The sequence below is a fragment of the Methylobacterium sp. 275MFSha3.1 genome, assembly GCF_900108435.1.
Classification (GTDB): Bacteria; Pseudomonadota; Alphaproteobacteria; order Rhizobiales; family Beijerinckiaceae; genus Methylobacterium.
This window is the reverse complement of record NZ_FNWP01000004.1, coordinates 154,275-174,561: the sequence shown is the minus strand read 5'-3', so window position 1 is coordinate 174,561 and position 20,287 is coordinate 154,275. Positions and strand designations below refer to the sequence as shown.

Sequence of the window (20,287 nt, the reverse complement as noted above, 5' to 3'; positions counted from 1 at the left end):
GAACTGCCGCTTCCCCCGCGGCATCGCCTGTGCGACGGCAGCGGATGACGCACAGCCCGAGGATAACGGCCCCGAACCCGGTCATGTGGACCCGAGAGATCCCCTTCATCGATCCCGTCGCGGCGGCGGCCCGGCTGCGCGCCCTGCCCGGGCTCGCCTTCCTCGACAGCGCCATGCGGCACGACCCGCTGGGGCGGCACTCGATCGTGGCCGCCGACCCGTTCGCGCGGTTCCGCTACCGCGACGGGCGCGCGACCCTCGACGGGAGGCCGGTGGCGGGCGGCCCGATGGCCGCGCTCCGGGCCTGCCTCGAACCCTACCGGCTCGAGGCAGGCCCGGAGCCGTTCCCCGGCGGGGCGATCGGGTACCTCGCCTACGATCTCGGCGCGGCGCTGGAGCGGGTGGCGCCGCCCGCCCGGCGGGCGGGGCTCACCGACGACATCGCGCTGAACTTCTACGACACCGCGCTGGTCGTCGACCACGCCGCCGGCACGGGCCGGCTCGTCGCCACGGGTTTCCCCGAGACCGCGCCGGACGCGCGGCGGGCCCGCGCGGAGGCGCGGCTCACCCGCTTCGCCGACCTGCTCGGCGGCGTGGAGCCGCCGGTCCCGGCCCCCGCCCGGCCGGCCCAGCCGCTCGCGTGGCGCTCGAACTTCGACCGCCAAAGCTATGAAGAAGCAGTCGAAAAGGTCCGCGCCTACATCCGGGCCGGCGACATCTACCAGGCCAACATCGCCCAGCGCTTCGTCGCCGACCTGCCGGCCGGCTTCGACCCGTTCGCCCTCTACCGGCGGCTGCGCGAGACCAACCCGGCGACCTTTGGGGCCTACCTGGAACAGGAGGGCCTGACCGTCGCCTCGTCCTCGCCGGAGCGGTTCATCCGCCTCGACGGGCGGCACGTGGAGACGCGCCCGATCAAGGGCACCGCCCGCCGCCTCGACGACCCGGCGGCCGACCGGGCGGCGGCCGAGGCGCTCCAGGCCAGCGTCAAGGAGCGGGCCGAGAACGTCATGATCGTCGACCTGTTGCGCAACGACCTGTCGCGGGTCTGCCGGCCGGGCACCGTCGCCGTGCCGACCCTGTGCGGCCTGGAGACCTACGCCAACGTCCACCATCTGGTGTCGGTGGTGACCGGCGACCTCCGCGACGGGCTCGACGCCCTCGACCTCCTGGAAGGGACCTTCCCGGGCGGCTCGATCACGGGCGCGCCGAAGATCCGCGCCATGGACATCATCACGGAGATCGAGGGCGACGCGCGGGAACTCTACTGCGGCGCCATCGGCCGGATCGGCTTCGACGGGGCGCTCGACACGTCGATCGCGATCCGCACCGTGTTCATGGACGACCGGCAGGCGGTCCTGCAGGCCGGGGGCGGGGTGACGCTGCTGTCGGAGCCCGGCCCGGAATACGACGAGACCCTGGCCAAGGCCGCCCGCGTGTTCGAGGCCTTCGCATGATCCTCGTCCTCGACAATTACGACTCGTTCGTCTTCAATGTCGTCCGTTACCTGGAGGAGCTCGGCGAGACGGTCCGGGTCGTGCGCAACAACGCGCTGGACGTCCCCGGCATCCGGGCGCTGGAGCCGGAGGCCCTGGTGGTCTCGCCCGGGCCCTGCACCCCCGCGGAGGCCGGGATCTCCCTGCCGGCGATCCGCGACCTGTCGGGCGCGGTGCCGATCCTCGGCGTCTGCCTCGGCCATCAGGCGATCGGCGCGGCCTTCGGCGGCACGGTCGCGCGGGCACAGCGCCCCCTCCACGGGCAGATGACGCCGATCGCCCATACCGGCGAGCGCCTGTTTTCCGGAATCCCGGCGCCGATGCGGGTCGGGCGCTACCACTCGCTGGTCGTGAATCCCGGCCCCGACATGGAAAGACACCTCTCGGTCGACGCGGTCTCGCAGGAGGGGGAGGTGATGGCGCTGTCGCACCGGACTCACCCGACCTACGGCATCCAGTTCCACCCGGAATCGGTCCTGACCGAGGGCGGCCACGCCCTGTTCGCCAATTTCCTGGATCTCGCCCGCGCGTGGCGGGAGAGGCCGGAGGGGCGCCGCGATGCTGTGGCGTGACGGGGCGCTTCTGCCCGGAACCACGGCTCCGCTCGACCACACCGACCGCGGCCTGACGCTCGGCGACGGCCTGTTCGACACCGCACTGGCGCTCGGCGGCCGCGTCGCCTTCGAGGACGCCCATATCGCCCGGCTCGTGGCCTCCGCGGAGACGCTGGGGATCCCCGCCGAACCCGAGCGGATCCGTGCGGCCATGCGGGATCTCGCGGGTCAGGGGGAGCGGCTCGCGATCCGGACCACGCTGACGCGCGGCTCCGGCCCGCGCGGCCTGAGGCCGCCGGACGCGCCGAACCCGACCCTGTTCGCCACCGCGGCCGCGAGCGCCAGGGCCGCGTCCTTCGCGCCCCTGCGCCTGTGGCCGACGGCCATCGCCCGCAACGACACCTCCCCCGCCGCCCGCCTGAAGACGCTGGGCTATCTCGACGCGGTGCTGGCCGCCCGCGAGGCCGCCGCCGCGGGGTTCGACGAGGCGCTGTTCCGCAACACCCGGGGCCGCGTCGCCTGCGCGGGCACCGGCAATCTCTTCGCCCTGTTCGGCGCCAATCTGGTGACGCCCCCGCTCGGGGACGGCGTGCTCGCCGGCATCGTGCGGGCGGAGGTGCTGGGTCTCGCCGCCGGATGCGGGCTGCGGGCCGAGGAACGGTCGCTCGGCCTGCCCGATCTCCTCGGCGCGGAGGCCGTGTTCCTGACCAACTCCCTGCGGCTCCTGGCCCCCGTGACGGCCATCGGCGGCACGGCCTTCCCGAGCGCCGGCCATCCGGCGGTGACCCGCCTCGTGGCGGCCCTGCGCGCCCGCCTGGCGCAGGCCTGCGGCGTCACGGAGGACGCGGTCGCGTGACCGAGGGGGCGATCGAGGCGTCAATCGAGACTTGGCGGCGCCGGCTGCGCTACGCGCTCGCGGCGATCTACGGGTTCATCGGCGTGGTCCACCTCGTGGCGACCGACGCGATGCTGCCGCTCATGCCCGACTGGGTGCCGCAGCCGCGGCTCGTCATCCTGGCGACCGGCCTGTGCGAGATCGCGGGCGCGGTCGGCCTCCTCACCGGGCGGTTCCGCCGGGCGGCCGCGCTCGGCCTCGCCCTCTACGCGGTCTGCGTCTACCCGGCGAACCTCAAGCACGCGTTCGAGCACGTCCACGTCGAGGGCATCCCGGATTCCTGGTGGTACCACGGGCCGCGGCTCGCGTTTCAGCCGGTCTTCGTCTGGGCGGCGCTCTGGGCCGGCGGCCTGATCGACTGGCCGTTCGGCGGCCGCCGCGGGTCCGGACAGGGCGCGACCGAGATCTCCGGTGATCCGGCACGGCCGCCGAAAGGTCCGGATCCCGACGCGCCGGCAACCATCCGCGAACCTTGATCACAGGATCCCGGGATCCCCGGATCCCGGCAGGCTTTGATCCCAGGATCCTGGCCGATCGACCGGCCGGAAGCCGCCGCGCGGGCCGGAAGACCGGTCGGCCCGGCGGCGATACGGGCGGACGACATGCCGAAGCGCCGCGACCCGGGCCGATCGCCCCCGCCTCCGCCGGACGCGGTGCCGGAGACCGTGCCGGACCGCGACGCGGTGGAGCGCGCCCTGGAAACGGTCCTCGACCGCCTGCGCCCGAAGCCGGGCGGCGCGCCGCGGGGCAGCCGGAAGCCGCGCCCGGACGGGGCGGGCGGCTGAGCCCCGAAAGGTTCCTCCACAGGGCGAAGATATCGCCCGGATACGGCCGGCCGGACCGGAGTTCCCCGGAGGACGCCGCCGAACACGGCGCGTGGACCCCAGCGGAGACAGACCGAATGGCCAAGCAGAAGACGCTGCAGGACGCCTTCTACGAGACCCTGAAGGACGTCTACTACGCCGAGAAGCAGTCGGTGAAAGCCCTCAAGAAATCCGCCAAGGCGGCGGAGCACGACGAGCTGCGCCAGGCCTTCGAGACCCACGCCGAGGAGAGCGCCCAGCAGGTGGAGCGCCTGACGCAGGTCTTCGAGATCATCGGCAAGCCGGCCCGGGCCAAGACCTGCGAGGCGATGCAGGGCATCGTCTCGGAGATGGAGGAGGACCTCGACGACTTCGCCGACAGCCCGGCCGCCGACGCGGTGCTGGCCGCCTGCGCCCAGGCGGTGGAGCACTACGAGATCGCCCGCTACGGCACCCTGAAGACCTGGGCAGCCCAGCTCGGCTACGCGGACGCCGCCGAGCTCCTGGACGAGACCCTGCAGGAGGAGAAGCGGACCGACGCGCTGCTCTCGAAGATCGCCGAGTCGATCAACGCCGCGGGCGAGCCCGGCGGGGCGGAGCCGGACGCGGAGCCGTCGAAGGGCCGGGGGAAGAAGGCCGCCTGACCGCGCACCGGCCGCGCGGGCGGGCCGGCGCCCCCGGGCGCCGGTTCGCCGCGGCCCCGGGGGCGACGTCAGTTCGCCGTCAGTTCGTCTTCTCGATGGCGCTCAGCGGCGTCCAGTAGCAGCGATCCTGCGTGTCCTTCAGGGCGAGGCAGCCGTAGCTCATCGTCCGGGACTCGAGCCGGACCTCCTCGCCGGGCTTGAACGACCGGCACTCGCCGCTGGCGAGGCTGCCCTGCAGCAGCTGGCCGAACCCGGACTCGTCGCCCGCCATGACCAGCTTGAACAGGCGGTCCGTGACCTCCTGGGTGTGGCAGCCGAACCGCTCCTGGAGGATCGTCTCGGCCGCGGCGGGCCGGGACAGGGCGGCGGTGACGGCGAGGGCGGCGAGGACGGGCAGGGTGAAGCGCATGCGCGGAACATATCCGCGCGCCGCGACGTGTCGAGCCCTCGCCGCGCGGGGGCGCCGCGGAGGATCGCCGCGGGGATCGCCGCGAAGGCAGCCGGCCCGGTCGGGCGGCGCGTCCGGGCGAGGGCCGATCCGCGCTACCCGGCGACGGGCCTGACCACGACGTCCTCGGCGTAGACGAGGGTTGCCATGACGCCGGACCGGATCCGATCGAAGACCGCGTCGAGATCCCCGACGCTCTGCATCAGCACGGCGCACGAGAGGGCGACGATCTGCGGGGTGCGCTCCGTCCCTTCGGCGAGGAACTCGCGGATCGCGTCGACGAGGGACGCGGTGGCGTCCGCCTCCGCGGAGACGTCGAGGACGTGCAGGCAATCCTGCCGCAGGGACACGAGATCGCCGTCCACGACCGAGACCCATTGCCGGTTGTGATCGTAGATGAGCCAGCGCACCGACCCCGCCGCCACGGGGGCCAGTCCCGCGAGGTAGCGCCGAGCGGCCGCGTCGTCGAACATGGCACGGGTTTAACGCCCGCCCGCCGGAACGCCAACGCGTCGGATCACCGTTTCGGAGCCCGACGGATCCGCCGCGACGAGCCGGCATCTCGGGCCGCGAGCGAGCGGGCAGGGCGGGGCGGGGCGGGGCGGCCTGACAGCGCCGCTACGCCTGTCCCGCCGCCTCGTCGCGCTTGGCCGCCTGCCACGCCGCCTCCATGGCGGCGAGGTCGGAGCGGCCGAGGGCGCCCCCGGACGCCGCGAGATGCCGCGCCATGGCGGCGAAGCGCCGCTCGAACTTGGCGGTGCCGTCGCGCAGGGCGGTCTCCGGGTCGATCCCGGCGTGCCGCGCGAGGTTCGCCACCGAGAACAGGAGGTCGCCGATCTCCTCGGACAGGGCCTCCGGGTCGCCCGCCGCCAGGGCCTCGGCGACCTCGTCGGTCTCCTCGCGGACCTTGTCGACGACCTGGGCGGCGTCGTCCCAGTCGAAGCCGTAGGCGGCCGCCCGCCGGGAGATCTTCTCCGCCCGGGCGAGGGCCGGCAGCGCCCGCGCGACGCCGCCGAGGGGGTCGGGCGCCGGGTCCGGCGCGAGCCCCGCGTCCCGCCGCTCCGCCTGCCGGGCCGCCCGCTCCTGCGCCTTGATCGCCGCCCACTGGGCCTCGACCGCCGCGGGGTCGCGCAGGGGCGAGCCGGCAGGCAGGGGCGCGCCGTCCGGGGTGAAGACGTGGGGGTGGCGCCGGACCAGCTTGTCACCGATAGCGCGGGCCACGTCGTCGAACGCGAAGGCGCCCCGCTCCTCGGCCATGCGGGCGTGGAACACCACCTGGAGCAGCAGGTCGCCGAGCTCGTCGCGCAGGTCGCCGAGGTCCCCCCGCGCCACCGCGTCGGCGACCTCGTAGGCCTCCTCGATCGTGTAGGGCACGATGGTGGCGAAGCTCTGCGCCACGTCCCAGGGGCAGCCGGCGACGGGATCGCGCAGGGTCGCCATCAGGCGCAGGAGCCGGCCCAGGGGCGCCTCCGCGGCGGGATCGGCGTCCCGCCCCCCGCTCGCCCCGGACCGGCCCGCGTCGCGTGTCTCGCTCATGCGGACGGGGTTAGCGCACGGCGCGGCGCAGGGAAATGCGTCTCGCGGATCGCCGGGCCTCAGCGCAGGGCCTCAGACCCGGCTCGGGTCGCGCTCGCGCACCTGCTCGGCCTGCAGGCCGTTCAGGTAGCCGGTGAGGCGGCCGCTGACCGCCGGGTCGGCGCACTGCACCCAGAGCGGCGCCGGGAGGGCGCGGACGGGCAGGCGTAGCAGGAAGGCCTCGGCCGAGAGGGCCGCCTCCCGCTCGGAGGCGGCGGCCAGGAGGCGCGCGCCCGCCTGCGTGCCGATCAGGATCGCGATCGTGCTCATGGCAGCTCTCCCGGCAGCTCGCTCGGCCGCGCTCTCGGCCTCTCCGGGCCGCGCCCGTGCGGGACAACGGCGCGCGGGCCGCGGGCGTTGCACGGCGCGCCAATCTGCGTGGCCCTCAGCTCGTCGGTCGGACGCAGAGCGGCTCCCGGGCCAGCGCCAGGGTGAACGACCACAGGATCCGGCCGAGGGAATCGGTCAGCACCGCCCCGGTCAGGAGCATGTTGGCGGCGGTCCGGCACAGGTCGCGGGCGCGGCGGATCGCCGTCTCCGCGTCGTCCGCCTCCAGGCGGTCGCTGGCGAAGGCGAGGCCGCAGCGGCCGTCCGCGTGCTCGAGGGTGCGTCGGAGGTGATAGGCCGGCATCGCTTGGACCCACGCGAGGCGAATCACCGGCCGCCCGCGGCGCGGGCGGGAGCGGCTGGCCAAGCTAGCGGCCCGGCGCGGGCCCGCGACTGATCCAGATCAAGCCGACGCGCATCCGCCGCCGTCCGGTCACGTCCCGGTGTCGCAGGCTGTCGCAGGGTACGCCCGCCGCCGCCGGCCGCTGCGGGAGGTCCGCGCGAGGCCGTGCCGGGTCTTGTTCCAGCGCAGCGGCGCCCGGACCAGCTCGATCAGCGCCAGCCACGCGGCGAGGCTGACCAGCAGGAAGTAGACCGGCATCCACGGGACCGACCGGGCGAGGTCCCCCCAGCCGCGCCGGGCGCAGCCGACGAGGGCGGGCAGGACCAGGGCGGCGAGCCCCGTCCCGAACAGCGTGATGGCGAGCCCCGTGGAGAGGTTGTCCAGGAAGACGGGGGCGGCCGGGATGTCCCGGACCAGGAAGGACCACGCCGCCGCGGCGAGGCAGGCCGGGTAGGCGAGCGCAGAGACCACCGTCCCGGGGACCAGGGCGGCGGCGCAGAGCGTCTCCAGGCCGCCGAGCCTGCGGGCGTTGGCCAGCGGGTGCCGCCCGTGGGTGAGGCTCGTCTGGACCAGGCCCTTCAGCCAGCGGGTGCGCTGGCCGAGCCAGGGCCCGAGGCGGGCCGGCGCCTCCTCGAAGGTAGGGCTGGGAAGGTCGCCGACGGTGTAGCCCGCCAGCGCGAGGCGCAGGCCGAGATCCGCGTCCTCGGTGACGTTGTGGGCGTCCCAGCCGTGCAGAGCCCGCACCACGACGGTGCGCAGGTGCATCGAGGTGCCGCCCAGCGGGACCGGCAGGCCGCAGCGGGCGAAGGCCGGGTTCAGCACGTCGAACAGCCCGGCATATTCGAGGGCGAAGGCACGGGCGAGGCGCGAATCGCCGGCATTGTCGATCACGAGCCGCCCCTGGAGGCAGGCGGTCCGCGCGGGCAGGCGCGCGAACAGGGCGGCCGCCAGCCGCAGTTGCCCGGGATCGGGCACGTCCTCGGCGTCGTAGACCGTGATCAGGGTGCCGCGGGCCAGCGGCAGCGCGGCGTTGAGCGCCCGCGGCTTGGTGCGCGGGCCGCCCGGCGGCACCGTGATCACCTCGAACCGGGCCGGGAGGGTGTCGCGGGGGAGGGCCGCGGCGGTCTCCGCGTCGTCCGCCTCGAGCAGCAGCTTGATGTCGAGCTTGGCGGCCGGATAGTCGAGGGCGGAGAGCGCCCTGAGCAGGTCCGGCACCACCGCCGCCTCGCGGTGGAGGGGGACGAGGATCGTGTAGACCGGCAGGTCGGCCTCGGCGAGGGGCACCACCGCCTCCGCGGCGACCGGAGCCGCGATGGCGAGGGCCGCGATCCGCAGGGTCGCCATGGCCAGGAACAGGACCTGCCCGGCCGTCATCACCGCGCGCGCCAGCGGGGCCGGCAGCGCCGCACACAGGCAGAGCGCGGCGGTCCCGCCGAGGGCGAGGACCAGCAGCCAGCGGAAGGCCGGCTCGGGGGCGGCCGCCCACTCGGGGCCGTGCCGCCGCAGGTCGTGCGCCGCGTGATCCGCCACCTGCCCGGGCACGGACGCGAACACGGCCTCGCGCAGGCGGGTAGGGCTGGTGATCGCCGGCACGGCGGCGTGGCCAGCGGCGTGGCCAGCGGCGCGGCCGGCGGCGTCGAGGAGGTCCGCGATCGCCCGCCCGCGGGGCGCCAGGACCCAGGGCGCCACCGCGCCCGGCGCCAGCGGCGCGAGGCCGGCCACGAGGCTGTCGGGGAAGCGCAGGCCCAGGCCGAACGGGATCGGGCCGTCGAGGTAGGGGGCGCCGAGCGCCCGGGCCAGGGCCGCGTAGTAGGCCGATTCCGCGATCAGGCCGGCATTCATCAGCGCGGTCGCCGCGTCGGTCCCGGCCGCGGTCGCCGCGGCGGCGGCCCGGGCCAGCAGCCGCGCGTCGACGCCCTCGTCCAGCAGGAAGGCGATCTCCGGCGGCAGGCCCTCCGGCCCCGCGGGCGGGCGCTGGAACGACACGCCGCGCGCTCCCCCGGCGGCCCGAGGACGTGGTAGAGGAGGGGGGTGAGCCAGTCCCCGCCCCCGCGCTCCGAGAGGAGCACCGCCCCGTCCCCGTCGTCAAGAGGCGATAGGACAGCCATCCCATCCCGGATCGCGGCGGCCGCGGTCGCGGCGCTCCTCGCGGGGCCGGCCGCCGCCGCGGCGCTCCTCGCGGGGCCGGCCGCCGCCGCGGCGCCCCCGGCCGCGCCGGCCACGGGCGTCACCGCCACCCCCGCCGTCACGATCCCGGATTTCTGGAACCCGCGCAGCCGGGGCGAGCGCGTGGAGGCGCCGCAGACCGGCCGGGCGGTCCGCTTCCTCACGGACGACGAGTTCCCGCCGCTGCACTTCGCCGGCCCCGACGGCAACCCGACGGGCTTCGTGGTCGAGCTCGCCCGGGCGGTCTGCGAGAAGCTGACGATCACCTGCACGGTGCAGGCGCGCCGCTTCGACACCCTGCTCGACGCCCTCGACGGCAAGCAGGGCGACGTGGTCGCGGCCGCCATCCCGCTGACCGCGTCCCTGCGGTCGCGATTCCTGGCGACGCGGCCGTATTTCCGCTGGCCGGCGCGCTTCGCGGCCCGGGCCGACAAGGGCCTGCCGGTCCCCTCCGCGGCGGCGCTCGCCGGCCGCAGCGTCGGGGTCATCGCCGGCAGCGCCCACGCGGCCTACCTCAAGGCGTTCTTCCCGAAGGCCGTGCCGAAGGACTTCACCGATCTCACGGCGGCCGAGAGCGCGCTCAAGCGCGGCGAGATCGACTACCTGTTCGCCGACGGCCTCAACCTCGCCCTGTTCGTCGGCGGCCAGGACGCGGAGAGTTGCTGCGCGCTCACCGGCGGCGACTACCTCGAGAACCGCTATTTCGGGGAGGGGATCGGCCTGATCACCCGCCAGGAGGACGCCGCCCTCTCCCGGGCGCTGGACGACGCGCTCCAGCGGGTCTGGGACGACGGCAAGTACACCGAGCTGTACCTGCGGTTCTTCCCCGTCAGCCCGTTCTGAGGGCTTTCGTCGCCACCAGGAATGGGTATCCTGCTGCCGGCTTCGGTTGTCGGACGGCACGCGGACGGCACCGTGGCGGATCTGCTCGAGCAGGGGGTGGCGAAGGCGCGACCCGTCCCCGGACCCTCAGGACGAGAGCGCCCGGCTCATGCTGGCCTTCGCGGGGGACGAGGCCCCGGTTTACCGGTTCACCCCGGAGGAAGAGGCGGAACTCGACGAATCCGGGGCCGCCGAGGCGCGCGGCGATCGCGCCACCGATGCGGAGATCCGCGCCATCTGGGCCAAGATTCGGCGCCGAGAGCCTGTTCGACTCGGGACTTCCCCTCCTCGCCCTCATCCTGAGGTGCCGCGCAGCGGCCTCGAAGGAGAGCTCCAGCCAGCGCAGCGGTCACTGGAGGGCTCCTTCGAGGCCTCCGCTGCGCTGCGGCACCTCAGGATGAGGGCGAGATTCGGAGATCCGGGATTCGCGATTCAGCCTGGCACGCGTAGGAAGCCGAGCGGATCGGGCGTGCGTCTGCCAAGCCGAAACCGGCCCACGCTGTCATAGGCCGCACGCACAGGCCTCACGCGCGAGCCCGCGATGGAACCCCGCATTGCACCTCCGGGCGTTCCGCTCCGATGCGAACCGCTCTAGGGTGCGCGCTCCCCAACGCGTTCAGCCCTGAAGATCGTCTCCAACGACATGCCCGCCGCTCCCCCAGCCCTGACCCTCGACGCCGACGTGATCGAGGCCGCCGCCAACGCCGCCGCCTGGCCCTTCGAGGAGGCGCGCAAGCTCGTGGCGCGGCTGGAGAAATCCGGCAAGACCGAGGTGCTGTTCGAGACCGGCTACGGCCCGTCGGGCCTGCCGCATATCGGCACGTTCGGCGAGGTCGCCCGCACCTCCATGGTGCGCCACGCCTTCCGGGTGCTCACCCGCGACGCGGTGCCGACCCGGCTGATCGCCTTCTCGGACGACATGGACGGGCTGCGCAAGGTTCCCGACAACGTCCCGAACCGGGAGATGCTGGCCGCGCACCTCAACCAGCCGCTCACCCGCGTGCCGGACCCGTTCGGCACCCACGACAGCTTCGGCGCGCACAACAACGCCGAGTTGCGCCGCTTCCTCGACGCCTTCGGCTTCAGTTACGAGTTCCGCTCGGCGACCGAGTGCTACCGCGCGGGCGTGTTCGACGCGACGCTGCTGCGCGTGCTGGAGCGCTACGATTCCGTGATGGAGATCATGCTGCCGTCGCTGCGGGCCGAGCGCTCGGCGAGCTACTCGCCGTTCCTGCCGCTCCACCCGGTCACCGGCCACGTGATGCAGGTGCCGATCGACGAGGTGAGGGCGGAGAGCGGCACGATCGTGTGGCGCGATCCCGCCACGGGCGAGCGCTACGAGACTCCGGTGACCGGCGGCCACGCCAAGCTGCAGTGGAAGCCCGACTGGGCGATGCGCTGGGTGGCGCTCGGCGTCGATTACGAGATGGCCGGCAAGGACCTGATCGATTCGGTCAAGCTCTCGGCCAAGATCGCCCGGGCGCTCGGCGGCGAGCCGCCGGAGGGCTTCAACTACGAGCTGTTCCTCGACGAGAAGGGCCAGAAGATCTCCAAGTCGAAGGGCAACGGCCTGACGATTGACGCGTGGCTCACCTACGGCACGCCGGAATCGCTCGCCCTGTTCATGTACAACAAGCCGCGCGAGGCCAAGCGCCTGTTCTTCGACGTGATCCCCCGGCACGTCGACGAGTATATCGGCTTCCTCGACCGCTACGCCGGCCAGGACGCGAAGCTGCGGCTGGGCAACCCGGTCTGGCACCTCCACGCCGGCAACCCGCCGGAGCCCGAGAAGGTCGAAGGCGCGAGCCTGACCCTCGCGATGCTGCTCAACCTCGCCGCGGTGGCCAACACCGAGGACCCGGCGGTGCTGTGGGGCTTCATCCGCCGCTACGCGCCGCAGACCGGGCCGGAGACCCATCCGGGCCTCGACCGGCTGGTGAAGCACGCCCTGAAGTTCTTCTCGGACTTCGTGCGGCCGGCCAAGACCTACCGGGCGCCGACGCCCGAGGAGCGGGCCGCCCTGGAGGACCTGTCGGAGACGCTCGGGGACCATGCCGGCTCGACCGACCCGGAGGCCCTGCAGGCGGCGGTCTACGAGGTCGGCCGGCGCCACTTCCCCGACACGTCCGGCAAGGCCAAGAGCCCGGACGGGCGGCCCGGCGTGTCGCAGGCGTGGTTCACGAGCCTCTACAACGTGCTGTTCGGCGAGGCGCGCGGACCCCGGTTCGGCTCCTTCGTGGCCCTCTACGGCGTCGACGAGACCCGGGGCCTGATCGCCTCGGCGCTGTCGGGGGCGCTGGTCGCCGAGCACGAAGCCTTCGCGGCCGGCAAGGCCGCCCCGGTCGCGTGAGGGCGCAATGATCGTCGACGAGCTCGCCGCGCTGGAGGCGCTCTACAGCGCGCCCCTGGCACCCGCCTCGACGGTGAAGGTGGCGGCCGCGATCACGCCGGACTACGCGGCGCTGATCGCGGCCTCGCCCTTCGCGGTGCTGGCGACCGCCGGTCCCGAGGGGCTCGATTGCAGCCCGCGCGGGGACCGGCCGGGCTTCGTGCGGGTCGCCGACCCGCGCACGCTGATCCTGCCCGACCGGCGGGGCAACAACCGGATCGACTCGCTCCGCAACGTCGTGCGCGACCCGCGGGTGGCGCTGCTGTTCCTGATCCCGGGATCCGGCACGACGCTGCGGGTGAACGGCCGGGCGGTGATCTCGGCCGACCCGGACCTGCTCGCCTCGTTCCGGGTCGACGGCCACGCGCCGCGCACCGCCCTCGTGATCACCGTCGCGGAGGTGTACTTCCAGTGCGCCCGGGCGATCATCCGGGCCGGACTGTGGGATCCGGAAGCCCGCGTCGACCCGGGAAGCCTGCCGACGCCGGGGGCGATCCTGGCGGCGCTGACCGCGGGCGAGGTCGGCGGCCAGCGCTACGACGCGGAATGGCCGGAGCGGGCGGCCAAGTCGATGTGGTGAGGGTGGCGTCCGCGACATCCCCGTCCTTGCGGGCGGAGCGGAGCGATCCGGTGTCGCGCCACCTTCGGGGATGTCGCGCCGCCCTGGGTCGCTTCGCTGCGCTCGCGATGACGGAGCGTCACCTCATCCCACCAGCGCGAGATCCCGCGTCTCGGTGTCGGGGATGACGTCGACCTCGACCTTGAGGCGCTGCTTGCCCGAGCCGCTGACGATGCCGTCGACCGGCGCCACGTCGCCGTAATCGCGGCCGCGGGCCACCACGATGTGGTCGTCCCGCACCGCGACGCCGTTGGTCGGGTCGAGGCCGAGCCAGCCGGTGCCGCACCAGACCGCCACCCAGGCGTGGCTCGCATCCGCCCCGCGCAGGCGCGGGCGGCCGGGCGGCGGCACCGTGCGCAGGTAGCCGCTGACATAGGCCGCGGGCAGGCCCATGCCGCGCAGGGCCGCGATCATCACGTGGGCGAAGTCCTGGCAGACCCCGGCCCGGAGCGCGAAGGAGTCGGCGAGCGGCGTCGAGACGGTGGTGGCCTTGGAATCAAAGCGGAAATCCCGGCCGATCCGCAGCATCAGGTCGTGGGCCGCCCCGTAGGCGCTGCGGCCGGCGGCGAAGCTCGGCCGCGCGTAGTCGGTGATCGCGGGCAGCAGCGGCACCCGGCCGCTCGGGAACAGGAAATGCACCGGCGCCCGGCCGCCGAGGTCGCGCCCGGCGAGAACGGCGTCGCGGACCCGCTCCCAGGCCATCCCGGATTCGGGCGGCGGCGGGGCCGGGCGCTCGACCCGCACGGTGGAGAGCGCCTCGACGCTGAAGGTGGTGTGGGGCGTCTCCAGGGTGATCGCCACCGCGTCGATCCCGAGATAGTCGCGCCGCATCACCGCGCGGGCGGGGCTCGGGTCGATCGTGACCGCGCTCGCCAGCACGCTCTGGCCCTCGCAATCCTGCGGTTTGAGCCGCAGGGTGCAGCGGGCGAAGTGCACCGGCCGGCCGTAGCGGTAGGCGGTGCGGTGGCGCAGCGTGTAGATCATCCCGGCCACCGCCCATCGCGACGTCCGTCGCCTGCGGTCGCCGGCAAGCGCGAAGGCGCGCCGCAGCCCGTGCTGCGGATCGTCCTTGAGGCGGCAGCGTCAAGGACACACAGCATCAAGCCAGCCCCGTCAGCTTCTCGGGGCGCAGCGCGTTCGGCCCGGTGGGGAAATAGCGGGCCGCGATGCCGTCGGCGAGGCGCTCGAGGTCGGTCGCGAGCGCGGTCAGGCGCACGGCGTCGAAATCCGCGGCCTCGCCGCTGCGCAACTCCGCCAGGATCCGGGTCGCGAGGCGGCAATGGGGCTCGGGGATCCCGTCCGCGGCGAGCGCCGGCAGGTCGGCGAGGTGCCGGGTGATCGCCTCCGCCTGGAAGGCGATCGAGCGCGGGTTGTAGGGGTCGAGCAGCACCATGTCGCGCACGGGGTCGAGGGCCGCCCCCTGCAGGTAGCGCCGCCCGTAGCTGATCTGCGAATCGCACAGGGACAGCATCACCCCGAGGCAGCCGGGGGTCGCCTCGTCGTTGGCGAAGGCCAGCGCGAAGGCGCCGGTGTTGATCGCCCGCTCGATCCGCCGCCCGAGCTCGATGAAGTGCCAGCCCTCGGCGCGGCTCATGTTCTCGTGGGTGAGGCCGGCGAGCGCCGCGAGCTGGCTCAGGGCCCGCTCGGCCCGGCCCGCGAGCTGCGACTCGGTGAAGGCCCGCTCGGTGTTGAGGGACAGGAACTCGTTCAGGTCGGCGAGCACCCGCCACGCCTCGCCCGACAGGCGGGCGCGGAGCGCGGCGGCGTTGCGGCGGGCCGCGATGACGTGGGACCGGGCCGAGCCCGGCCGGTCGCGCCCGGCCAGCGCCTCCTGGGCGAGGCGGGCGGTCGGCAGGTCGGCGGCCGCGATGGCGCCCCACTCGTGCAGCAGCGCCCGGAGCGCCAGGGCCGCCGGCGTGTCGAGGGCGCCCGAGATGTCGGTCCCGACGGCGTCGCCGACGCTGCGCAGGTGGGCGAGCACCAGCCGGATCACCGCCTCGCCGCGCTCCAGGTAGCGGCCGAGCCAGAACAGGCCGTCGGCGGCCCGGGCGGGTAGGTGCCCGCCGACCCGCCGCACCCGCGGCGCCGCCTGCGTGCCGATCAGGGGCGCGGCGACCGGCTCCTCGGACAGGACCCAGACGTCGGCGGAGCGGATGCCGAGCCGCAGCTCGATCGGGTCGACGTCCTCGCGCTCCGAGACCCGGCAGAAGCCGCCGGGCATGACCTGCCAGCCGAGGGGCGTCCGCGCGGCGAAGACGCGGACCACGAAGGGGCGGGGCGTCAGGAACAGGCCGTCCGGGCCGCGCTCCCAGCCCGGCATCGTCGAGAGCGGCGCCGCCTCCTGGGCGACGTAGTCGAAGGGCCGGTCGCGCAGGGCCGCCACGACCCGCTCGCGCTCGGCTGCCAGGACCGGGCCCGCCAGGATCGCGTCGCGCCCCGCCCCGCGCTGGGGCGTGGCGGCCGGGCGCAGGATCAGGCTGTCGAGGTTGGCCCGCGCGTGCGCCAGGCCCTCGAGGTCGCCGCACCACCACGCGCGCGGATGGCCGAGCCGCAGGGGCTCGCCGAGGACGCGCCGGGCGATGCCGTCGAGGTAGGGGGCGAGGGCGGCCGACTCGACGAGCCCCGCGCCCGGCATGTTGGCCATCACCAGGGAGCCGTTGCGCAGGGCGTCGAGGATGCCGGGCACGCCGAGGCGCGAGGCCGGGTTCAGCTCCAGGGGGTCGAGGAAGTCGGCGTCGATCCGCCGCCACAGGGCGTCGGCCCGCTTCAGGCCCGAGACGGTGCGCACGTGCAGGCGCCCGTCGCGCATGACGAGGTCGTCGCCCTCCACCAGCATCAGGCCGAGGTAGCGGGCGAGCGCCGCCTGCTCGACGTAGGTGCTGCTGTAGGGGCCGGAGGTCAGCAGGCAGATCCGCGGGTCGGCGCGCTCCGCCCCCAGCGCCAGCCCGTCGCGGAACGCCTGGAAGAAGGCCGGCAGGCGCTCGACGTGGAGGTCCTGGAAGAAGTCCGGGAAGGTCCGGGCCAGGACCATGCGGTTCTCCAGCGCCCAGCCGAGGCCCGAGGGCGCCTGGGTCCGGTCGGCGAGCACCTGCCAGCGCCCGTCCGGTCCCCGGCCGAGATCGGCCGCGTAGAGCTTGAGGTAGTGGCCGCCGGGGGGCGCGACCCCGTGGAGCGGGTGCAGGAACTCGGGCGTGCCGGCCACGATCGCGGCGGGGAGGAGCCCCTCGGCGACCAGCCGGCCCTCGCCGTAGGCGTCGGCGAGGATCGCCTCCATCAGCTCCGCGCGCTGGACGATGCCGGCGCTGAGCGCCGCCCATTCCGGCCCCTCGATCACCAGGGGCAGGCAGCCCAGCGGCCAGGGGTGCTCGCGCTGGTCGCCGGCGATGCGGAACGAGATGCCCGCGTCCCGGATGTGCCGCTCCGCCGCGACGAACCGGGCCATGATCTCCGGCTCGGTGAGGCCGCCGAGACGGTCGAGCAGGCGCGGCCACGCCCCGCGGGGCGCGCCGTCGGCGCCCAGGAACTCGTCCGGCCGGCCGGGGGCGGGGCGGTAGCCCGCGCTCCAGCGGGCGACGCGCTCGCGCGCGCCCTCCGGCCGCTCGGCCCGGCCGCGGCTGCCCGCGAGCGCCGCCTCCATCACGGATCCCGGGTCATCGCGGCTCGCGGATCCACGCAGCGTGGACGACGACGCGGCCGCAGAGCGGAGCGCGGGTCCCTCTCCCGCACGGGAGCGGGGGCGGGGGCGGGGGCGCGTCGCGCTCTGTCGACCGCGCCGGTGTCCGCCCCGGATGTCCGAACATCGCGGGTCATTGCGGGGCCGGCGTCCGCAGGTCGAGGGTCAGCGGGAACTCGGCGCTCGATTCCGGGCGGGGCATCTCCAGCCGGCCCGGCGTGTGGCCGTTCGGCTGGAACCGGGCGAGGCGCCGCCCCTCCGCCTCGTAGGCGTTGACCGGGTGGGTCTCGTAGTTGCGCCCGCCCGGATGGGCGACGTGGTAGCGGCAGCCGCCGAGGGAGCGGCCGCTCCAGGCGTCGAGGATGTCGAAGGTCAGCGGCGAGTGCGCGGGGATCGTCGGATGCAGGGAGGAGGCCGGCTGCCACGCCTTGAAGCGCAGGCCCGCCACGGCCTCGCCGCCGCGGCCGGTGGAGGTCATGGGCAGGCGGCGGCCGTTGCAGGCGATGACGTGCCGCTCGGGCACGAAGCCCTCGACCCTGACCTGCAGCCGCTCGACCGAGCTGTCCACGAAGCGCACGGTGCCCCCGCTGGTCCCTTCCTCGCCCATCACGTGCCAGGGCTCCAGCGCCTGGCGGAGTTCCATCCGGACCCCGCCCTGCTCGACCGTGCCGAAGACCGGGAACCGGAACAGGGCCTGCGCCTCGAAGGCGACCGGATCGAAATCGTACCCCGCCGCCCGGAGATCCTCCAGCACCGCGAGGAAGTCGGACCAGAGGAAATGCGGCAGCATGAACCGATCGTGGAGGTTCGTGCCCCAGCGGACACAGCCGCCGGTCTGCGGCTCGCGCCACAGCCACGCCACGAGGGCGCGGAGCAGGAGCTGCTGCGCGAGGCTCATCCGCGCGTCCGGCGGCATCTCGAAGGCGCGGAACTCCAGGAGGCCGAGGCGCCCGGTCGGGCCGTCCGGCGAGTACAGCTTGTCGATGCAGATCTCGGCCCGGTGGGTATTGCCGGTGACGTCGACGAGGATGTTGCGGAAGATCCGGTCGACGAGCCAGCGCGGGATGTTGGGCGCGTCCGGGGCCGGCACCTGGGCCAGCGCGATCTCCAGCTCGTAGAGCCCGTCGTGGCGGGCCTCGTCCATGCGCGGCGCCTGGCTCGTGGGCCCGATATAGAGGCCCGAGAACAGGTACGAGAGCGCGGGGTGGCGCTGCCAGTAGAGCACGAGGCTCTTGAGCAGGTCGGGCCGGCGCAGGAACGGGGAATCGTCCGGCGTGACGCCGCCCATGACCACGTGGTTGCCGCCGCCGGTGCCGGTGTGGCGCCCGTCGGTCATGAACTTTTCCGCGCCGAGCCGGGTCTGGCGGGCCTCGGCGTAGAGGTCGGCGGTGATGGCGACCGCCTCCCGCCACGAGGCGGCCGGGTGGACGTTCACCTCGATCACGCCGGGATCGGGCGTCACCTTGATGACGCCGATCCGCGGGTCGTAGGGCGGCTCGTAGCCCTCGAGGTGGATCGGCAGCTTCAGCGCGGCGGCGGCCGCCTCCAGGTGGCCGGCGAGTTCGAGATACTCGTCGGCGCGCTGCACCGGCGGCATGAACACCCGCACCACCCCGTCCCGGGGCTCGAACGACAGGGCCGTGCGCACCGCCACGCCGGTGACGCCGGCGCCGTTGACCACCGCGGCGCCGGGGTGTCCGTCGGGGAGGGCGGCGCGGGGGTCCAGGGGATCCTGCGGCTGGTAGTAAGGATAGTGCTCCGGCGGCACGTAGGGCAGGGACGACAGCGGCAGGCGGAAGCCCACCGGCGAGTCCCCCGGCACCAGGAAGGCGGCGCCGCGCCGGAAGTCCCACTTCTCCGAGATCCAGACGCGGTCGGCCTCGCCGCCCTTGCCGGTGGGCAGGCTCGCCAGCGGCAGGACGTAGCCGGCCGCCTCCCCGAGGCCCCGCGCGTAGACCCGCCTGATCCGGGCGTCGAACTCCACCGAGCCCGACTTGGCGTCGGCCGGCGTGACGTTGACCGGCAGCGCCGCGGTCTTCCGCTCCCAGAGCTCCCCGTCCTCGAAGGCCGGGAAGACGTAGTCGGCGAGGCCGAGGCGGCGGGCCAGCGCGTCGGCGAGCGCCTCGGCCTGCGCGATGGTGGCGTGCCCCGCCTCCCCGGCGGCCACCTCCGGCGCGATCAGGTCCGGGTCGCGCCAGATCGGCTTGCCGTCCTTGCGCCAGTAGAGCGCGAAGGCCCAGCGGGGCAGGCTCTCGCCGGGATACCACTTGCCCTGACCGTAATGGAGCAGCCCCCCCGGGCCGAACCGGTCGCGCAGGCGCCGGATCAGCTGGTCGGCGAGCCCGCGCTTGGTCGGGCCGACGGCCGCGATGTTCCACTCGGGCGATTCGAAATCGTCCACCGACACGAAGGTCGGCTCGCCGCCCATGGTCAGCCGCACGTCCTGCGCGGCGAGGTCGGCGTCGACCCGCTCGCCCAGCGCGTCCATGGCGGTCCAGACGTCCTCCGAGAACGGCTTGGTGATCCGCGGCGTCTCGGCGACGCGGGTGATCGTCATCGCGAAGTCGAAGGTGGTCTCGGCCGGCTCCATCGCCCCCGAGATCGGCGCGGCCGAGTGGTAGTGCGGCGTCGCGGCGAGCGGGATGTGGCCCTCGCCGGTGAGCAGGCCCGACGTGGCGTCCATGCCGACCCAGCCGGCGCCCGGCAGGTAGACCTCGGCCCAGGCGTGCAGGTCGGTGAAGTCCGCCGACGCGCCGGTCGGCCCGTCGACCGCGGTCGTGTCGGGCACGAGCTGGATCAGGTAGCCGGAGACGAACCGGGCGGCGAGGCCGATCCGGCGCAGCACCTGCACGAGCAGCCACGCCGAGTCGCGGCAGGAGCCGCTCTTCAGCCGCAGGGTCTCGGCGGGGGTCTGCACGCCCGGCTCCATGCGGACGCCGTAGGCGGTCTCCCGGGCGATCAGGCCGTTCAGCGCCACCAGGAACTGGACCGTGCTGGTCTCCTCCGGGAGACGGGCCAGCAGCGCCTCCATCTCGGGACAATCCGCGTCGACGGGCGTGAGATACGGGGCCAGCTCCCCAGCGAGGGCGGGGTCGTACGCGAAGGGCCGGACCTGGGCGTAATCCTCCACGAAGAAGTCGAACGGGTTGATCACCGCCATGTCGGCCGTGAGGTCGACCTCGATCCTCAGCTCGTCGGTCTTCTCGGGGAAGACCAGGCGGGCGAGCCAGTTGCCGCTCGGATCCTGTTGCCAGTTCAGGAAGTGGTTGGCGGGCGTCACCGTGAGCGCGTAGGCCGGGACCTTGGTACGGGCGTGGGGGGCCGGGCGCAGGCGGATCACCTGGGGGCCCAGGCTGATCGGCCGGTCGTAGCGGTAATGCGTGACGTGGTGCAGGGCGGCTCTGATCGACACGATGGCTCCGTCGAAAGGATCGAACGCGGTCGCGCTGCCGGTCCCTGGCGCCGGCGCCCAC

The 20,287-nt window shown here is 74.4% G+C and carries 18 protein-coding genes and 1 pseudogene; 10 read left to right on the top strand and 9 right to left on the bottom strand.

Annotated elements, in window-relative coordinates:
- Positions 1 to 83 precede the first annotated feature (83 nt).
- The 6 genes from pabB (at position 84) to BLW78_RS05755 (ending at position 4,392) form a co-directional block, all read left to right on the top strand.
- Positions 84 to 1,457 carry an aminodeoxychorismate synthase component I gene (gene pabB, locus BLW78_RS05780; RefSeq protein WP_091677490.1) on the top strand — a complete coding sequence of 458 codons (1,374 nt, stop codon included), beginning with the start codon at positions 84 to 86 and terminating at the stop codon, positions 1,455 to 1,457.
- A complete protein-coding gene (locus BLW78_RS05775) occupies positions 1,454 to 2,068 on the top strand; it encodes an anthranilate synthase component II (RefSeq protein ID WP_091677488.1) in 615 nt (204 codons plus the stop codon). Before pabB ends, BLW78_RS05775 begins: the two co-directional genes overlap by 4 nt.
- The gene (locus BLW78_RS05770) at positions 2,055 to 2,906 is read left to right on the top strand and encodes an aminotransferase class IV (RefSeq protein WP_091677485.1); all 852 of its coding nucleotides are present in this window, start codon (positions 2,055 to 2,057) and stop codon (positions 2,904 to 2,906) included. Before BLW78_RS05775 ends, BLW78_RS05770 begins: the two co-directional genes overlap by 14 nt.
- Positions 2,907 to 2,929: 23 nt before the next feature.
- Positions 2,930 to 3,421: a DoxX family protein gene (locus BLW78_RS05765; protein WP_091677711.1), complete on the top strand. Its 492-nt coding sequence runs from the start codon at positions 2,930 to 2,932 to the stop codon at positions 3,419 to 3,421.
- Between the two features lie 126 nt (positions 3,422 to 3,547).
- The gene (locus BLW78_RS05760) at positions 3,548 to 3,730 is read left to right on the top strand and encodes a hypothetical protein (protein ID WP_026604943.1); all 183 of its coding nucleotides are present in this window, start codon (positions 3,548 to 3,550) and stop codon (positions 3,728 to 3,730) included.
- 116 nt (positions 3,731 to 3,846) lie between these two features.
- A complete protein-coding gene (locus BLW78_RS05755; protein WP_091677482.1) occupies positions 3,847 to 4,392 on the top strand; it encodes a YciE/YciF ferroxidase family protein in 546 nt (181 codons plus the stop codon).
- Positions 4,393 to 4,471: 79 nt separating this feature from the next.
- Here BLW78_RS05755 and BLW78_RS05750 read toward each other — a convergent pair whose 3' ends face one another.
- The 6 genes from BLW78_RS05750 to BLW78_RS05725 form a co-directional block, all read right to left on the bottom strand.
- Complete coding sequence (locus BLW78_RS05750) at positions 4,472 to 4,801, bottom strand: hypothetical protein (RefSeq protein WP_091677480.1); 330 nt, start codon at positions 4,799 to 4,801, stop codon at positions 4,472 to 4,474.
- A 134-nt stretch (positions 4,802 to 4,935) separates the two neighbouring features.
- The gene (locus tag BLW78_RS05745) at positions 4,936 to 5,313 is read right to left on the bottom strand and encodes a hypothetical protein (RefSeq protein ID WP_091677477.1); all 378 of its coding nucleotides are present in this window, start codon (positions 5,311 to 5,313) and stop codon (positions 4,936 to 4,938) included.
- Positions 5,314 to 5,458: 145 nt separating this feature from the next.
- The gene (gene mazG, locus BLW78_RS05740; RefSeq protein WP_091677476.1) at positions 5,459 to 6,376 is read right to left on the bottom strand and encodes a nucleoside triphosphate pyrophosphohydrolase; all 918 of its coding nucleotides are present in this window, start codon (positions 6,374 to 6,376) and stop codon (positions 5,459 to 5,461) included.
- A 72-nt stretch (positions 6,377 to 6,448) separates the two neighbouring features.
- Complete coding sequence (locus tag BLW78_RS05735; RefSeq protein WP_020093304.1) at positions 6,449 to 6,685, bottom strand: hypothetical protein; 237 nt, start codon at positions 6,683 to 6,685, stop codon at positions 6,449 to 6,451.
- 115 nt (positions 6,686 to 6,800) lie between these two features.
- Positions 6,801 to 7,046, bottom strand: coding sequence for a hypothetical protein (locus tag BLW78_RS05730; RefSeq protein ID WP_091677473.1), 246 nt, complete (start codon positions 7,044 to 7,046; stop codon positions 6,801 to 6,803).
- A gap of 129 nt (positions 7,047 to 7,175) precedes the next feature.
- Positions 7,176 to 9,071: a glycosyltransferase family 2 protein gene (locus BLW78_RS05725; protein WP_091677470.1), complete on the bottom strand. Its 1,896-nt coding sequence runs from the start codon at positions 9,069 to 9,071 to the stop codon at positions 7,176 to 7,178.
- 45 nt (positions 9,072 to 9,116) lie between these two features.
- Between BLW78_RS05725 and BLW78_RS05720 the strand changes: the two genes are divergently transcribed.
- The 4 genes and pseudogenes from BLW78_RS05720 (at position 9,117) to BLW78_RS05705 (ending at position 13,102) form a co-directional block, all read left to right on the top strand.
- Positions 9,117 to 10,094, top strand: coding sequence for a transporter substrate-binding domain-containing protein (locus tag BLW78_RS05720; protein WP_091677468.1), 978 nt, complete (start codon positions 9,117 to 9,119; stop codon positions 10,092 to 10,094).
- A gap of 72 nt (positions 10,095 to 10,166) precedes the next feature.
- Positions 10,167 to 10,380 (top strand): annotated as a pseudogene (locus tag BLW78_RS31700) (hypothetical protein); the annotation flags it as partial.
- 396 nt (positions 10,381 to 10,776) lie between these two features.
- Positions 10,777 to 12,483, top strand: a complete 1,707-nt coding sequence (locus BLW78_RS05710) for a lysine--tRNA ligase (protein WP_020093308.1) — start codon at positions 10,777 to 10,779, stop codon at positions 12,481 to 12,483.
- Positions 12,484 to 12,490: 7 nt separating this feature from the next.
- Positions 12,491 to 13,102 (top strand): pyridoxamine 5'-phosphate oxidase family protein, encoded by a 612-nt coding sequence (locus tag BLW78_RS05705; RefSeq protein ID WP_091677465.1) that lies wholly within the window; start codon positions 12,491 to 12,493, stop codon positions 13,100 to 13,102.
- A 123-nt stretch (positions 13,103 to 13,225) separates the two neighbouring features.
- On the opposite strand, the gene BLW78_RS05700 is transcribed toward BLW78_RS05705, so the two are convergent.
- The 3 genes from BLW78_RS05700 to BLW78_RS05690 all read right to left on the bottom strand — a co-directional run bounded on the left by BLW78_RS05700 (position 13,226) and on the right by BLW78_RS05690 (position 20,226).
- Positions 13,226 to 14,125, bottom strand: a complete 900-nt coding sequence (locus BLW78_RS05700) for a transglutaminase family protein (protein ID WP_091677708.1) — start codon at positions 14,123 to 14,125, stop codon at positions 13,226 to 13,228.
- Positions 14,126 to 14,240: 115 nt separating this feature from the next.
- Positions 14,241 to 16,778 (bottom strand): circularly permuted type 2 ATP-grasp protein, encoded by a 2,538-nt coding sequence (locus tag BLW78_RS05695; protein ID WP_091677462.1) that lies wholly within the window; start codon positions 16,776 to 16,778, stop codon positions 14,241 to 14,243.
- A 169-nt stretch (positions 16,779 to 16,947) separates the two neighbouring features.
- On the bottom strand, positions 16,948 to 20,226 hold the full coding sequence (locus BLW78_RS05690; RefSeq protein WP_091677705.1) for a transglutaminase family protein: 3,279 nt from the start codon (positions 20,224 to 20,226) through the stop codon (positions 16,948 to 16,950).
- Positions 20,227 to 20,287: the final 61 nt, after the last annotated feature.

Excerpts from the sequence above, each read along its gene's own strand:
- pabB (WP_091677490.1), top strand. The coding sequence starts at position 84 with ATGTGGACCCGAGAGATCCCCTTCATCGATCCCGTCGCGGCGGCGGCC.
- BLW78_RS05775 (WP_091677488.1), top strand. The coding sequence starts at position 1,454 with ATGATCCTCGTCCTCGACAATTACGACTCGTTCGTCTTCAATGTCGTC.
- BLW78_RS05770 (WP_091677485.1), top strand. The coding sequence starts at position 2,055 with ATGCTGTGGCGTGACGGGGCGCTTCTGCCCGGAACCACGGCTCCGCTC.
- BLW78_RS05760 (WP_026604943.1), top strand. The coding sequence starts at position 3,548 with ATGCCGAAGCGCCGCGACCCGGGCCGATCGCCCCCGCCTCCGCCGGAC.
- BLW78_RS05755 (WP_091677482.1), top strand. The coding sequence starts at position 3,847 with ATGGCCAAGCAGAAGACGCTGCAGGACGCCTTCTACGAGACCCTGAAG.
- BLW78_RS05750 (WP_091677480.1), bottom strand. The coding sequence starts at position 4,801 with ATGCGCTTCACCCTGCCCGTCCTCGCCGCCCTCGCCGTCACCGCCGCC.
- BLW78_RS05745 (WP_091677477.1), bottom strand. The coding sequence starts at position 5,313 with ATGTTCGACGACGCGGCCGCTCGGCGCTACCTCGCGGGACTGGCCCCC.
- mazG (WP_091677476.1), bottom strand. The coding sequence starts at position 6,376 with ATGAGCGAGACACGCGACGCGGGCCGGTCCGGGGCGAGCGGGGGGCGG.
- BLW78_RS05735 (WP_020093304.1), bottom strand. The coding sequence starts at position 6,685 with ATGAGCACGATCGCGATCCTGATCGGCACGCAGGCGGGCGCGCGCCTC.
- BLW78_RS05730 (WP_091677473.1), bottom strand. The coding sequence starts at position 7,046 with ATGCCGGCCTATCACCTCCGACGCACCCTCGAGCACGCGGACGGCCGC.
- BLW78_RS05710 (WP_020093308.1), top strand. The coding sequence starts at position 10,777 with ATGCCCGCCGCTCCCCCAGCCCTGACCCTCGACGCCGACGTGATCGAG.
- BLW78_RS05705 (WP_091677465.1), top strand. The coding sequence starts at position 12,491 with ATGATCGTCGACGAGCTCGCCGCGCTGGAGGCGCTCTACAGCGCGCCC.
- BLW78_RS05700 (WP_091677708.1), bottom strand. The coding sequence starts at position 14,125 with ATGATCTACACGCTGCGCCACCGCACCGCCTACCGCTACGGCCGGCCG.
- BLW78_RS05695 (WP_091677462.1), bottom strand. The coding sequence starts at position 16,778 with ATGGAGGCGGCGCTCGCGGGCAGCCGCGGCCGGGCCGAGCGGCCGGAG.